This is a genomic window from Neptunitalea chrysea (assembly GCF_027924145.1).
In the GTDB taxonomy this organism is placed as follows: domain Bacteria; phylum Bacteroidota; class Bacteroidia; order Flavobacteriales; family Flavobacteriaceae; genus Neptunitalea; species Neptunitalea chrysea.
The window spans coordinates 60,654-74,833 of sequence record NZ_BRVP01000004.1; the positions used below are offsets into that span (position 1 = coordinate 60,654).

Sequence of the window (14,180 nt, forward strand, 5' to 3'; positions counted from 1 at the left end):
AGCATATGGCTGAAGAAGTAAAAACAGAAACTAAAAATCCGGAAGAATTTTTAGCTAATTTCAACTGGCATAACTACGAAGAAGGTATTGATCAAGTTGAGGATGACAAACTACAAGAGTTTGAAAATTTAGTTGAGCAAAACTTCGTAGATACTGCAGATGAAGAAGTAGTAGAAGGAGAAGTAATTCACATTACAGATCGTGAAGCTATTATTGATATCAACGCTAAATCTGAAGGTGTAGTTTCATTAAACGAATTCCGTTACAATCCTAACTTAAAAGTTGGTGATAAAGTAGAGGTATTAATTGATGTTAGAGAAGACAAAACAGGACAATTAGTATTATCTCACAGAAAAGCCAGAACTATTAAAGCATGGGATAGAGTAAATGCTGCTCATGATAGTGGTGAGGTTGTTAACGGTTATGTTAAGTGTAGAACTAAAGGAGGTATGATTGTAGATGTATTCGGAATCGAAGCTTTCTTACCAGGTTCTCAAATTGATGTTAAACCTATCCGTGACTACGATCAGTACGTTAATAAAACGATGGAATTCAAAGTGGTTAAAATTAACCATGAGTTCAAAAACGTAGTTGTTTCTCATAAAGCACTTATTGAAGCTGATATTGAAGAACAGAAAAAAGAAATTATTGGTCAGTTAGAAAAAGGACAAGTATTAGAAGGTGTTGTTAAAAACATTACTTCTTATGGTGTGTTCATTGACCTTGGTGGTGTTGATGGTTTAATTCACATTACCGATCTTTCTTGGTCTCGTATCAACCACCCTAACGAGGTTGTTGAATTAGATCAGAAACTAAATGTTGTAATCTTAGACTTTGATGATAACAAGTCTAGAATTCAGTTAGGTCTTAAGCAATTACAGAAACACCCATGGGAAGCTCTTGGTGAAGATGTAAAAGTTGGTGACAAAGTTAAAGGTAAAGTAGTAGTTATTGCTGATTACGGTGCGTTTATTGAAGTTGCTGATGGTGTTGAAGGACTTATCCACGTTTCTGAAATGTCATGGTCTACTCACTTACGTTCTGCGCAAGATTTCGTAAATGTTGGTGACCAAGTTGAAGCTGTTGTTTTAACTTTAGACAGAGAAGAGCGTAAAATGTCTCTTGGTATCAAACAATTAACTCCAGATCCATGGACAGATATTACTACTAAATATCCTGTTGGATCTAAGCACAAAGGTACTGTACGTAACTTTACTAACTTTGGTGTGTTTGTTGAATTAGAAGAAGGTATTGATGGATTAATCTATATCTCTGATCTTAGCTGGACTAAGAAAATTAAGCACCCATCTGAGTTTGTAAACGTTGGTGATATTTTAGAAGTTGTTGTTCTTGAATTAGATGTTGATGGACGTAAACTTTCTTTAGGTCACAAACAAACTACTGCAAACCCTTGGGATAAGTATGAACAAGAGTTCGGTTTAGGAACTGTTCACACTGCTGCTCTTGAAGAGATTGTAGACAAAGGTGCTACAATTACTTTCAATGAGGATATTGTTGCTTTTATTCCTTCTCGTCACTTAGAGAAAGAAGATGGTAGCAAACTTAAGAAAGGTGAGACTGCAGAATTCAAAATCATTGAATTTAATAAAGAGTTTAAAAGAGTAGTTGCTTCTCATACAGCTGTATTTAAAGATGAAGAGAAGAAAAACATGAAAGCTGCTACAGTTAAGTCAAACAATACTACTGAAAAAACTACTTTAGGAGATTTAGATGCATTACAAGAATTAAAAGATAAAATGGAAGGAAAATAATTTTCTGAAGTTTTAATAATAAAGAAAAACCTCTGATGATTCATCAGAGGTTTTTTTATGACTATAACTGATCAATTTTAATCTGCATCTTTCTTAAACGGAGGAGTTAATTGGTTTTTAAAAGAAAACAATACCAATCCAACTTTTGATTTAATGTCGTAACGGTCAAAAATAGCCGCTCTGTATGCCTCAATAGACTTTACAGATAGCCCCATAATGTCTGCAATTTGATCATAGGTGTACTCTTCTGCTTGGCATACCAGTGTTAAAAATTCCATTTCTCTTTCAGATAGTTGAATATTGGATCCATTTGTAGGTTTGTTTTCGTACTGGCGTACACGTTTTAAAATTTCTGATACATTATTATATCCTATTTTTATAATGTTGTCAATGGTAGCTTTTAATTCTTGAGCGGTACAGTTTTTATGTAAAAAGCCACGGGCACCCAAATAATAAGCTTCATCAATAATAGACTCATCAAAGTTCTGAGTAAGCAGCAAAACCTTTATATCTGCATCTTTTGCCTGTAACTCTTCCAATACTTCTAAGCCATTTTTAAAAGGCATCGAGTAATCTAGTATGTATAAGTCGGGTTTGGGCTCTAATGGTAAAGAATTCAGGAAATTTACGCCGCTTTCAAACTCATGTAGTACCTCATAGGTTTCCATCCTTTCCAAGAGTCCTTTAAGACCTTGCCTTACAATCTTATGATCGTCTATGATACAAATAGTAGTTTTATTCATGCTTAGAGTTTTTTGTAAGTGTTATGGTTGTTCCTTCGTTGGGGTTGGTGTCAATATCTACAGTATAATTAATAGCTGTGGCTCTGTGTACTATATTTTTAAGTCCCAAACTACTTTTTTCTTTAGCAGTTTCATAGTTAAAGCCTTTTCCATTATCACTAATATACATTTTAAATTCCGGTTCCGTATCTACAATAATATCCACTTTAGTCCCTTGCGAATGCTTAAAGATGTTATTCATAATCTCCTGAAAAATACGGTATACAACAATGGTTTCGTTGGTGTTGTATTGTTTTTGCATAGCCCCGTGCAAGGTAAAATAGATAGTTATAGAGTTGTTCTTTTGTAAACGTTGTACTTCTTTATTAATAGCCTTTAAAAGGCTATGTTGCAATAATAATTGGTTGTTTAAAGAGTGACTAATATTACGTATAGACTGTGATAATTGGTTTAAAGACTCTGAAACGGGTTCTAATGTTTCGCTTAATTCAGGTTGATCTAGTTTAAGGTTTTCTAACTGAAAATTGATATAGGTAAGCTGTTGCCCAGCATCATCATGTAAATCTTGTGAAATATTATTAAGCGTTTGCTCTTGGGTTTCTATAATAGTATCGTTCAGTGTTTTCTGAAAATTCAAATCCTTTTCATAAATAACTTTGGTATAGGTTTTTACCTTTTGTATATACAGCTTTATGATTAATGCACAAAAAAGTACAATCAGGCATATAAATAAAAAACCTATGATGATTCCAAAAGCTATATTTTTAAGCGGCATGTTTTTTTTACTTTGAATATATATAGATTCATTAATGAATAATATATAAGATTTATTGTGGTGATGATAATTTCATATAAAGGTACATTTTGAAATATGATTTTTTCTAAAATAGCTAGGTTTCTAAATCCAAATAATAGACTGATTCCAAAAAAATATATTATAGGGGCACATATAAGTAAAAAATTATTATCAAAAAAAAATGATAATTCCTCATTTTTTAGTTTATGAAATGAAATGAAAATGAAAAATGAAATATAAAAAATACAACCAATAATAGTGTTTATGTATAAAAATTCAGCTTGTGATAAGAAAATAAAATTTGATAATGAGATTAATACATAAATAAAAATGAATTTAAACTTTTTCTTATTAATACTATTTAGAGAGTTACTGTATAGTAAAAATAACCATAGGCCGTTTGATATTGTTAAATAAAAGGAAGTGGTTAAAATAATGCTTATATTATTGATAATTAAAATAATATTAATTATTTCAGTTAGAAGCGATAAAGAAATTATTAGAGTTACTAGGAGTCTAATTTTAAGAATAGAAATAGCATTAATTAATGTTATTAAAATATAAATATTAACTGGATTAATTAATGCTATTATATCTTTAAGTGTTTGCATATACTTAATTAAACGCTGTAAACGATTTATAAACTTTTTGGAATTTGTGAAATATCCAAAGTTAGATTACCTCGGCCTGGAATTACAATTATTATTTTATTAAGAGTATCGTTTGGGGTTTCAATTTTAGCGCTTTTAAATTCAATTTTAGATCTAACATCTAAATTCATATATTTTTCAATTGCTTTAAAAAGTACTATTGAGTAACAATTTTGATTTTCATCAAACTTAGTTAGTTTTCTAAAAGTAACTTTATTATCTTTTATATAAAAATTTAAATAATATTCATAAAATTTATGGTTTCCAATAGAGTCTTTTATTGCCTTAAAAGGTATTGATAATGGAGTAGTTTGATTATCAACTGTTACTCGATAATTATTCACAGAAACCATATGCTCAATAAGTGTTGTGGAGTATAATAAGTCGGGGCAGACATTTTTACCATTTTTTTTTAGCCAATCAGCTTTGTCACTTACCCTTGTAATGTTTTTATAGTCTGTTAAATCACTACAAGAAGCAGCTTTGGGTGTTACTAAAGTGGAAGTGTTATTTGGTTTTTTATTTTCGCAACAAGAGTATATAACTAATAGGAGACATGTTGAAAAAAGTAAATACTTAAGTGAATTTTTCATGTTTAAATAAATTTCTGATATGATTATTTAGTTTTTAATATTTATACTAATTAATTAGTATAAATCATTTCACTAGCAATTTTATAATTTGTCACACTTATTTTTATTCAATTTTAAAATTGTTAATTGTAGATTTATTTATATGATATCTTAGGAAACACTAATTATTTAATGTGGGATTATCTGTATAATCATAAGTCAATACAATTTCCCTTTGAGGAATTTGTATGTGTATACTATTTATTTTTTCAGTAAATAGCATTTCCTTGGAGCTATTTTCCGTTAATTTATTTTCAATTAATAGACTTTTTAAAAAAGGCAAAGAATAACAAGAATCAGAAGTATTATAGTTACTAAGTTCTGTTAAGACAAGTGTTCCGTTCTCAATGCTTAAGGAAATATACTGATTGTAATTATTAGGAATTTTTTCTACAGAACTTTCATCTAAAAGGTCTTTTAATTCATTGTAAAATTCATAGACCGAAAGAGATGCCTGTTGAGACTGTTCTGGGTATAAGGTAGTTTGTTCAGAAACTCTATGCGCTTCTTCAATTAATGGAAATGAAACTTCAAAATCGATATAATCGTCGTTTTCATTTAGCCAATTAGAAACCGAAGTGTCACAACTGGTACTATTTGTTAAACAATTGTCATAAATAGCATTTAAATTAATGTAGTAAATAAGGTTACTGTTAATTGTAGTACTATCGGCAATAAATGTGTTGTTTGCTGTTTTCCAATTAGCTGTAACTGTAGAGGCTTTAATTGCAATATAGTTGTCCTCAGTTGTGCGCGCTACTAAAGATATATCTGTTGAGTGAGTGTTTGTTTCCTCTGTTTCTTCTGTGCAAGAAATCCATACAACAGAGATTAATACAAAGGCAGTTCTAAGAATAATTTTTTTCATGATTTATTGAATTTGAATTAATGCTAATGTAAACAGTTAGTATAATGTACTCTATTGTAAAACCACTAGTTAACACTTAGTGTATTCCTTTTTTTAAATTAGGGGTTCCCCTAGTGTATAGAAATGATTGTTTAATTACATAGGTGGTGTTAGTTTGGTTGATGTTTTTCCTTTTTTAAATTCACTATGCATGTATAATGTTATTAATATCAGGTATATACAGTTGATGGTGGTGGTTAATAGCGAGAACAAGTCAATGTTCGCAAAAATAATTTCTTCGCTAATTTTTTTGCTTCTAAAAGAAAATAATAAACTAAACCCCATAAAGTAAATTATAGGAGCCATTAAAAGCGTAAATTCATTAGAAGAAAAATAATCTGTCCTTTCTTTTTTTAGATGTATAAAACTCTCGGCTAAAAATAGCGGAATATATATAAAGGTGCCTATAACAAAATTATAATGGTTGAATTGTTTTATGCCTTCCCCAAAACTAAAGTTAAACAAGCTTAACACAAGAAAGAGTACAATCGCTAGGGATACCACTATAGGCTTTACAAAGGTATTATGGTTTAAAAGCACTAAAAACCACAAAACAAAATGGACTGTTACATAAATATTGGAGGTAAGTGCACCTGAAATATTAAAGAAGCTCTCAAATTCTAAAAAAATAGTATTGATAAGAATAACAGATAAAATACCTAATACTAACAAGTTTTTTTTATTGGGCTTAAAATGCATGCAAAAAGCAGCTATAATTATAGTAATACCATAACCTAATAAAAAAAACTTGTTTAGCATAGTTTAGATGTTATCCCGGATATTTTGTTAAATTATAAAAATCTGTTGAACTTCCAAAGGTTAGCTTTATTAAAATATCGCTATTTGTATCTTTAATTACCTGAAAAACATTATCGTTATCCATAAAACCATATTTGTTTTTTAACGCAATAAATAGTTTTGCAGCAAAAAAGTAGGCTCCTGAATCAAAATTGGTATTGGTGCTGTAACTAGCTTTACCCGCACTTTCAGTAATGGCTAAAAATTCAGTGTAGTTTTCATCAAAGGTGTTGTACTTGCTTATAATATTATTATACGTTATGGTGTCTAGTACACTATAGCTAGTAGGTGCAGATACTTTATGTAAAGCAACAAGACGAGCATACTCAACAGAAGTTTCTGTGTATTTACTTTCTTCTCTTAAAAATTTAACCCGGTTTAGCATGTTAGCAGGACTCTGAAGGTTTACGTAAAAGAAGTCGTTATCTTCCATAATGCTAACGCCTGTGTAGTCTGTGTCTGCTAGTATTTTTTCTTCCCATCCACTTACAGGGTTGTAGTCAACTAATACTTTTGATTTTTTAATGGCAATAATTTTCATAATAAAAGGGTTTTTGTTAGATAAAATGTTAGGATGAAAGTAGCGGCTTTCATTTTTATTCTAGTTCTAGAAATCACTAGTTATTGAATAGGTTATTTCTTGTAGAGAACTAGGGGTAGTGAGTTTATATATAAGGGGTTTACCTAATTGTTTTATTGCTTATTTTAAGATAACTCCCTAGAAATCTCAACATTTTTTTAACTAAATTCTCGTTTTCTATTTATATCTTACCTCTATAAAAGTTTTATGGAAATGAGTAACCTGCTAAATCTTAATAAAGCTTTTGATAAATACACTGGTGATGAGGTTGTGAAACGGTTCCTTTTTCATGTTCAAGTAGTGTATTTACAAATTTGGCATGCTATGGTGCTTTTGTTTTATTGGAAACCTAAGATCATAATTAGCAATTTTAAAAGTAAGGGGTTCAAGAAATTTTTACGAGAAGATATTTTAGGAAGTAATGACACCCCCAGGAAAAAAGCACTTTCGGTGGCTTTGGGTATAGTAGTTGGGTTTACTCCATTTTATGGTTTTCAGTCTATTATAGTACTATCTTTAGCGAGTATATTTAAATTGAATAGAGCTATAGCATTAGCTACCTCTTACATAAGTATACCTCCGTTAATTCCGTTTATTGTGTACGCCAGTTTAAAAACCGGCTATTGGGTTTTGGGTAATCATGCGCCCCTTACGTTAGATGCCATTTTTAATAAAGTGGATATTTGGGAACAAATAGAGTTTTATTTATTAGGTAGTTTGGTTTTATGTGTTGTTTTAGGAGTATTCTTTGGGATGCTCACCTATACTTGGTTAACGTATTTAAATAAAAGAAAAACTACTTAGTTTTATTTACTTTAAAACTTCCGGTAGCAGCATCAAAACGAATTAAATCTTTGGGAAATAGGTTACTAAAACTTCCATTACTAATAAGGTTACAAGGCTGATTAACTACAAAATCTTCTTTGGTAAGCAACATCATCTGATCACATAATTGTATGGCTAAATCTATTTCGTGCGTTGAAAAAAGAATGGTTTTTTGGGTGGTGTGTGCCACTTCTTTCAGTAAGCTTAAAGTGTATGCTTTGTGATAAATATCTAAGTGTGTAGTAGGTTCGTCTAAAATAATAATAGAGGTATCTTGCGATAAAGCTCTCCCTAATAAAACCTTTTGTAACTGTCCATCACTTAATTCGTAATTTTTACGGTCTTTAATAGGTTCTAACTTTAAAAGATCTATAACCTCTTTAATTTTTGCGATGTCAGTTTTTGTGAGAGAACCAATCCAATTGGTGTATGGTTGTCGTCCTAGGGCAATAATTTCTGTTACGGTTAAATTGCTGGCGGGTATATTACCTGTTAAAACTACGCTGAGCGCCTTTGCAAGTTTTTGCTCAGAATAGGTATTAACATCTTTTCCGTTTAATTTAATGGTACCGTTAATAGGATTGTTAATGCCACATAGTGTTTTTAACAGGGTAGATTTCCCTATTCCGTTAGCACCAATAAGTCCAATAAGTTCTCCTTTACCTAAAGCAAATGAGATGTTTTTAGCTATACTAATTACTTGTTTTTTATGAGTATAGCCAATTTCTAGTTGAGAAGCCTCTAAGGTATGTGAACTTGTGATACTCATAAATTACAAAAGTATTTTTCGTTTACGTAACAATAACCAAATAACCATTGGAGAACCTATAATAGCAGTAATAGCGTTGATAGGTAAAGTAAACTGGCTACCCGGTAACTGCGCTATACTGTCACAAAATAGCATTACAATACTTCCGGTTAACATGGTTGCAGGTATTAATATAAGATGATTAGCACTTTTAAATAGTAAGCGAGTTATGTGTGGTACTGCAAGACCAATAAAGGTTATAGGACCAGCAAAGGCGGTAATACTACCAGCAAGTAAACTGGCAGATATCATAACTATTAAACGTATTTTTTTAACGGAAACTCCCATACTTATAGCATACTGTTCGCCTAATAGTAAAGCATTTAAACCTTTAATGGTAAACAATGTAAAAAATATTCCTATAAATATAACAGCAGCAAACAATCCAACTTCTGGCCAGCTTAGATTTCCAAGACTACCTAGATTCCAAAATACATATTGCTGTAGTTTTTCCATCGAAGCAAAGTAAGAAAGAATGTTTACGATAGCAGAAGTAAGGCTTCCGAACATTAATCCTATAATTAATAGCGCCATGGTGTCTCGTATATTACGAGCTACTATTAAAATAGCGAGTAAAACTATAAAACTACCAATACTGGCACCAATAGCTATAGATAATGAACTTGATAGAAATGAAAAGCCCATTATAGAACCACCCATAACCAAAATAGCAACTCCTAAACTAGCTCCAGAGCTTATACCAAGTACAAATGGGCCTGCTAACGGATTTCTGAATAAGGTTTGCATAAGCAAACCAGAAACAGAAAGTCCAAATCCGGTTAAGATGGCGGTAATAGTTTTAGGTAGCCTGTATTGTAACACAATGTGTGTCCAGGTTTCTTTAGACGAACCTTGCCCCGTAACTATTTGAAAAACTTCAGTAAACGGAATTTTTACAGATCCTAAACTTATATCTATAATCATTCCTGCCAGTAGTAAAACTACTAGCCCAAGAAAGATGGTTTTATATGATACAGCTTTGGGCAATTATTCTAAAGTTTTAAAAAAGTGAGGTGTGTAATTTTCTAAAGCGTCTGGATGTAAATAATATATAATATCTTTTAACACCAAATCGGGTCTGGATGGAGCCATTTCATAATATAACAATCCCCCCGTAGGGCCTTTTGTGTTACTAAAGGTATAGATTTTTTTGTTCTTAAAAGCTTTAAAGTTTTTATATGAATTATTTTCCTGAGTTAATTGATTGTAAGCAATAAATTGCCCGGGAGCAATCCAAAAATCAGCATCAACACCCATATCATAAACCGATTCAAAAGTCATCTTCAAGCTACCTGTTTCGTCGGTATTTTTCCAGAGATAGTTGGTGTTGGCGTCTGCTAAAAATTGAGCCATCCAGCTTTTACCACCAGGCAGGTACCAAACATCTTTATACATAGCACCACATAAAACAGTAGGTTTTTCGGTACGTTCAGCCACTAATTGCTTTGCCTTGAGATAGTTTTTTTCTATATAATTAAAAATGCTATCGGCTTCTTTTTCTTTATTAAAAAAGGGAGCAAAAAACTTAATCCATTCTGCTTTTCCTAAAGGTGTTTCTTCTGCCCAGTCACCATTGTAAACAACAGGTATTCCTGTTTTTTGGATGGTTGCATAGGTTTTATTTTGGTCGTTTATAGAAAACCCAATAATTACATCAGGGTTTATGTCTATTACCAGTTCTGTGTTTATAGATTCGTTGGCTCCTAACTCTTTTATTTTTCCTTCTTCAATCATTTTTCTAGTGTTAGGAGACGAAATATATTGAGTATCGGGAAAGCCCACTAAAGTGTTTTCTACCTGTAAAGCTTCGAGCGAAGGAATATATGTTGTAGAAGTAGCTACAATTTTAGAAACCGGAGTAGTTACAACTGCATCAAAGTTTCCATCAGGCTTTTTATTTCCTTTAGGAACAAGGGCATAGGTAAAAGTTTTGGTAGCATGTGGCCACGGTTTGGTAACTTTTAGTAAGGTGTAACCATCTTTTTTTTCGATATAAAAACCCTTGGCATAGCTGGGTTTTAATAAGGAATCTGTTGTTGTTTTTTGAGGTTCAGATTGTTTTTCTTTACAGGAACCGAAAACAAAAGCTACAGTAAAAAGAAGTAGTAAAAATCTTGATATACCCTTAAATTTTTTCATAAGGTCAAAGGTATTTAAAATTGAATTGCTAACAAAAGTCATTTTTATAATCTAAATAATAGGTTACTTTTCAGAAAATTTAGGCGACATGGATTCAAATAATACAACGTTGTATTTAGTTGCAACCGTCATAGTGTTACATTTTTTAGTTGGCTTTATTTATTTGATTGCAAAGCTTTCTAAAAAAAATGATTTTGAAAGATGATATTTTTTAGGTTTTGTTAAAAAAATATATTGTAGTTTTGTTCACAGAATATTGGTTTTGTCAGACATGTATATTTGACAAATGAAAAGGGAATTCGGTTAAATTCCGGAGCTGTTCCCGCAACTGTAAGCTTAGTTTTTGTAAATGGTGACTACTTACTTCAATTACCACTGAACATTTTGTTTGGGAAGGTTGTAGTTATACGCAAGCCAGGAGACCTGCCATATTCATAATATAATTTTATATAAGCCTTCGGGAAAAAGGTATGTATGAATATGAAACAGAGCTATCTCATATCTTTATTTGTTTTTTTTGCTGTACACGTTGTTCATGCACAAGAACCTATTCCTTTGGAAGAGGTTGAAGTGTCCGATAGTCAGTTAAAAAGATTTTCTAACACCCAACAAACAACGGTGTTAACAGATAGTGTATTGGCAAAAAATGAGCCTTCGTTAACTTCTTTATTAAATTATTCTACCAATATTTATTTTAAAGAAAATGGACTAGGTATGGTGTCTTCACCTTCTTTCCGGGGTACTACTTCTCAACAGACGGCTGTATTGTGGAATGGGATTAATATCAACTCTCAATTAAATGGGCAAACCGATTTTAATACAATATCTATAAGAACTTTTGATGAGGTGGAAGTACGTAGCGGCGGCGGAAGTGTGCTTTTTGGAAGTGGAGCTATAGGAGGGTCTATTCACTTAAATGACTATTTAAGGTTTAATAAAGGGTTTAATACATCGGCATTACTACGTTATGGCAGTTTTAATACGTTAGACTCCAGTGTTAAATCGGGTATTTCAGGTGAAAAATGGAGTGCTAATTTGGCTATTGGAAGAACGAGTTCAGATAACGATTATGATTACGTAGCAGTGGATGCTAAAAACACGAACGGACAATTTTATAACAATAGTTTTTCTTTCAACACCGGATATAAAATAAATGATAAAAACCTTTTAAAGTGGTACAGTTATTTGTACGATGGAGAACGTCATTTTTCCACTATTACAACCAATGAAACTAAAACAAAGTACAGAGATTTTAATACTAGAAATTTGGTAGAATGGGATGGCTTTTACGGAAAATGGCTTTCTAAAACCAAACTAGCATATATTACAGAGCACTATAAATATTATGCCAATATAGATAGCGATAATTATACTGAAGGAGAGGCAAAGACTTTTATTGGTAAGTATGATATAGCGTATAACGTTTCTCCAAAATTGTTACTGAATGCCGTTGCAGATGTTACCCATACCAATGGAGAGGGGAGTAGTATTCCAGAATCGGAGCGAACCATAACCTCTTTTAATATAATGGCAAAACATACAATATTGGAAAAACTATTGTATGAGGCAACACTTCGTAAAGAAATCACAGCTAATTACGATAGTCCGTTTTTATATAGTTTAGGAATCAATTATCAACTAACAAAACAATACGAAATAAGATTTAACACCTCAAAAAATTTTAGAATACCCACGTATAATGATTTGTATTGGGTAGGTAGTGGAAACCCCAATTTGCTACCGGAAACCTCAGTACAGTACGAAGTAGGGAATTCTTATTCCTCCAAGCACATAAATGCATCTGTTACGGCATTTTACAATAACATTGAAGACATGATACAGTGGCTTCCATCCGGATCGGTATGGACTCCTGTTAACACTCAACATGTAAATACGTATGGTGCAGAAACTCAGTTGAAAACCTCTCTGAATATTAAAAGTCATGAAGTTGTTTTTATCGGAAATTATGCTTACACGGTTTCAAAAAATCAAGAAACCGATAAACAGTTAGTATACGTTCCTTATCATAAAGGGGGTGGTGCACTTTCATATGGGTTTAAAAATATAAGTGTTCAATATCAGCTATTGTATGTAGGAGAGGTGTTTATTTTAGCCGATAATAGCCCGAACTATGTACTTGACGATTATCTTATTTCTAACCTGTCTTCTGAATATGTGTTGGGAGAAAAACAAAAATTGACCATAGGCGTAAAAGTAAACAATATATGGAATAAGGCATATCAAACTGTTGCAAACAGATATATGCCAGGACTTAATTTTAATTTTTATTTACATTTTAAATTATAGAAAATGAGGGATTTATTTAAAAGTATGATTTGTGCAGCTTCGGTAGCACTACTTTTTGTATCATGTAACAGTGATGATGACGATACTAAAACAACAGAACCATTAGGAGATTATGAAACGGGAATTTTTGTAACCTCTGAAGGAGGTTCAGTATCTGGGACGGTAGATTTTATTTCTGAAGATTTTTCATCTGTTGAAAACGGAGTTTATCAAAATGTAAATGGTGAAAACTTGGGGACTTATTTAGAGTCAGCTTATTTTGATGATGAAACTGCATATGTAGTTGTAGATAATGCTTCTACAATTTATGCAGTAAATAAATATACTTTTGAAAAAATAGGAACTATTACAACGGGCTTATCAATGCCTAGATTTATGACAGTTAGCGATGGTAAAGGATATGTTACCAACTGGGGAGATCCATATGATTCGACAGATGATTTTGTGGCTGTTGTAAATTTAGAAAGCTTAGCGGTAGAAAGTACGATAGCTGTAGGTGAAGGACCCGAAAGAATTCTTTCTTATGATGGTAAAGTATATGTAACTCATAAAGGCGGATACAATACTAATAACATTGTATCAGTAATAGAAACTTCAAGTGAAACGGTTTCAACTATTGAAGTTGAAGATAAGCCTGATGAAATTTTTGTAAACGATGCAGGTGATATTGTTGTGTTATCTCATGGAGCTACTTTATACGATGCTAGTTGGAACTATATAGGAGATACAGTAGGGGCTATTTCTAAAATAGACCCTAGTAACAATACATTAGAGTTATCATTAGAGTTTGTAGAAGGAAGTCACCCTGGTTTAATGTATTACTATAAGGGTGTTTTATATTATGAATTAAGCGGTACTGTATATACAATGTCTGATAGTGATACAGCTTTACCTACAACTGGTATTTTAGATTTAGGAGGTATTTATGCTTATGGTATGGCTGTAGACGACAATAACTTATATGTTATTAACGCAAGTTTTTCTGAAATGAGTGATTTAATAGTATATGACCTTAACTCATTAACTGAAGCCTATACATTTGACGTAGGACTTGGGGCTTCTAAAATTTATTTTGCAAACTAATTAATATAGGACGTAAAAAATTTTTAATTTTTAAAGAAGGAATGACTTGTAAGACAGGTCTGGTGTTTATATGTTAACTTAAAAGAGTCTTCAAGATGAAGGCTCTTTTCCTTTTTTATAAAAAAATAGAGTTACCTAAA

Annotated in this window: 13 protein-coding genes and 1 riboswitch; of the genes, 4 read left to right on the forward strand and 9 right to left on the reverse strand. The window is 31.7% G+C overall.

Annotation, left to right across the window (positions count from 1 at the left end; genetic code table 11):
• Window positions 1–5 precede the first annotated feature (5 nt).
• Window positions 6–1,772, forward strand: coding sequence for a 30S ribosomal protein S1 (gene rpsA / locus NBRC110019_RS03485; RefSeq protein ID WP_281752419.1), 1,767 nt, complete (start codon window positions 6–8; stop codon window positions 1,770–1,772).
• A gap of 77 nt (window positions 1,773–1,849) precedes the next feature.
• On the opposite strand, the gene NBRC110019_RS03490 is transcribed toward rpsA, so the two are convergent.
• The 6 genes from NBRC110019_RS03490 to NBRC110019_RS03515 form a co-directional block, all read right to left on the reverse strand.
• Entirely contained in the window at window positions 1,850–2,515 is a 666-nt protein-coding gene (locus NBRC110019_RS03490; protein WP_281752421.1) for a response regulator transcription factor, read from the reverse strand.
• A complete protein-coding gene (locus NBRC110019_RS03495) occupies window positions 2,508–3,290 on the reverse strand; it encodes a sensor histidine kinase (RefSeq protein WP_281752423.1) in 783 nt (260 codons plus the stop codon). The genes NBRC110019_RS03490 and NBRC110019_RS03495 overlap by 8 nt, the downstream gene beginning before the upstream one ends.
• A 658-nt stretch (window positions 3,291–3,948) precedes the next feature.
• A complete protein-coding gene (locus tag NBRC110019_RS03500) occupies window positions 3,949–4,554 on the reverse strand; it encodes a hypothetical protein (protein ID WP_281752425.1) in 606 nt (201 codons plus the stop codon).
• Between the two features lie 160 nt (window positions 4,555–4,714).
• Window positions 4,715–5,461 (reverse strand): hypothetical protein, encoded by a 747-nt coding sequence (locus tag NBRC110019_RS03505; protein WP_281752427.1) that lies wholly within the window; start codon window positions 5,459–5,461, stop codon window positions 4,715–4,717.
• A 135-nt stretch (window positions 5,462–5,596) separates the two neighbouring features.
• The gene (locus NBRC110019_RS03510) at window positions 5,597–6,259 is read right to left on the reverse strand and encodes a hypothetical protein (RefSeq protein WP_281752429.1); all 663 of its coding nucleotides are present in this window, start codon (window positions 6,257–6,259) and stop codon (window positions 5,597–5,599) included.
• 10 nt (window positions 6,260–6,269) lie between these two features.
• Window positions 6,270–6,839, reverse strand: coding sequence for a hypothetical protein (locus NBRC110019_RS03515; protein WP_281752431.1), 570 nt, complete (start codon window positions 6,837–6,839; stop codon window positions 6,270–6,272).
• 252 nt (window positions 6,840–7,091) lie between these two features.
• Here NBRC110019_RS03515 and NBRC110019_RS03520 point away from each other — a divergent pair, with 252 nt between their 5' ends.
• A complete protein-coding gene (locus tag NBRC110019_RS03520; protein ID WP_281752433.1) occupies window positions 7,092–7,682 on the forward strand; it encodes a DUF2062 domain-containing protein in 591 nt (196 codons plus the stop codon).
• Here NBRC110019_RS03520 and NBRC110019_RS03525 read toward each other — a convergent pair.
• From NBRC110019_RS03525 to NBRC110019_RS03535, 3 genes are read right to left on the reverse strand one after another with little or no spacing between them, the layout of a single operon-like run.
• The gene (locus tag NBRC110019_RS03525) at window positions 7,675–8,472 is read right to left on the reverse strand and encodes an ABC transporter ATP-binding protein (RefSeq protein ID WP_281752435.1); all 798 of its coding nucleotides are present in this window, start codon (window positions 8,470–8,472) and stop codon (window positions 7,675–7,677) included. The two genes, NBRC110019_RS03520 and NBRC110019_RS03525, sit on opposite strands and share 8 nt — an antisense overlap.
• A 3-nt stretch (window positions 8,473–8,475) precedes the next feature.
• Window positions 8,476–9,498, reverse strand: a complete 1,023-nt coding sequence (locus NBRC110019_RS03530) for an iron chelate uptake ABC transporter family permease subunit (RefSeq protein ID WP_281752436.1) — start codon at window positions 9,496–9,498, stop codon at window positions 8,476–8,478.
• Window positions 9,499–10,650, reverse strand: a complete 1,152-nt coding sequence (locus tag NBRC110019_RS03535) for an ABC transporter substrate-binding protein (RefSeq protein ID WP_281752438.1) — start codon at window positions 10,648–10,650, stop codon at window positions 9,499–9,501.
• 240 nt (window positions 10,651–10,890) lie between these two features.
• Window positions 10,891–11,095: riboswitch (cobalamin riboswitch) on the forward strand.
• Between the two features lie 29 nt (window positions 11,096–11,124).
• On the opposite strand from NBRC110019_RS03535, the gene NBRC110019_RS03540 reads away from it, so the two are divergent.
• Window positions 11,125–12,957: a TonB-dependent receptor plug domain-containing protein gene (locus NBRC110019_RS03540; RefSeq protein WP_281752440.1), complete on the forward strand. Its 1,833-nt coding sequence runs from the start codon at window positions 11,125–11,127 to the stop codon at window positions 12,955–12,957.
• A gap of 3 nt (window positions 12,958–12,960) precedes the next feature.
• Window positions 12,961–14,040 carry a YncE family protein gene (locus tag NBRC110019_RS03545; protein ID WP_281752442.1) on the forward strand — a complete coding sequence of 360 codons (1,080 nt, stop codon included), beginning with the start codon at window positions 12,961–12,963 and terminating at the stop codon, window positions 14,038–14,040.
• Window positions 14,041–14,180 lie beyond the last annotated feature (140 nt).

Excerpts from the sequence above, each read along its gene's own strand:
- rpsA (WP_281752419.1), top strand. The coding sequence starts at position 6 with ATGGCTGAAGAAGTAAAAACAGAAACTAAAAATCCGGAAGAATTTTTA.
- NBRC110019_RS03490 (WP_281752421.1), bottom strand. The coding sequence starts at position 2,515 with ATGAATAAAACTACTATTTGTATCATAGACGATCATAAGATTGTAAGG.
- NBRC110019_RS03495 (WP_281752423.1), bottom strand. The coding sequence starts at position 3,290 with ATGCCGCTTAAAAATATAGCTTTTGGAATCATCATAGGTTTTTTATTT.
- NBRC110019_RS03500 (WP_281752425.1), bottom strand. The coding sequence starts at position 4,554 with ATGAAAAATTCACTTAAGTATTTACTTTTTTCAACATGTCTCCTATTA.
- NBRC110019_RS03505 (WP_281752427.1), bottom strand. The coding sequence starts at position 5,461 with ATGAAAAAAATTATTCTTAGAACTGCCTTTGTATTAATCTCTGTTGTA.
- NBRC110019_RS03510 (WP_281752429.1), bottom strand. The coding sequence starts at position 6,259 with ATGCTAAACAAGTTTTTTTTATTAGGTTATGGTATTACTATAATTATA.
- NBRC110019_RS03515 (WP_281752431.1), bottom strand. The coding sequence starts at position 6,839 with ATGAAAATTATTGCCATTAAAAAATCAAAAGTATTAGTTGACTACAAC.
- NBRC110019_RS03520 (WP_281752433.1), top strand. The coding sequence starts at position 7,092 with ATGAGTAACCTGCTAAATCTTAATAAAGCTTTTGATAAATACACTGGT.
- NBRC110019_RS03525 (WP_281752435.1), bottom strand. The coding sequence starts at position 8,472 with ATGAGTATCACAAGTTCACATACCTTAGAGGCTTCTCAACTAGAAATT.
- NBRC110019_RS03535 (WP_281752438.1), bottom strand. The coding sequence starts at position 10,650 with ATGAAAAAATTTAAGGGTATATCAAGATTTTTACTACTTCTTTTTACT.
- NBRC110019_RS03540 (WP_281752440.1), top strand. The coding sequence starts at position 11,125 with ATGAATATGAAACAGAGCTATCTCATATCTTTATTTGTTTTTTTTGCT.
- NBRC110019_RS03545 (WP_281752442.1), top strand. The coding sequence starts at position 12,961 with ATGAGGGATTTATTTAAAAGTATGATTTGTGCAGCTTCGGTAGCACTA.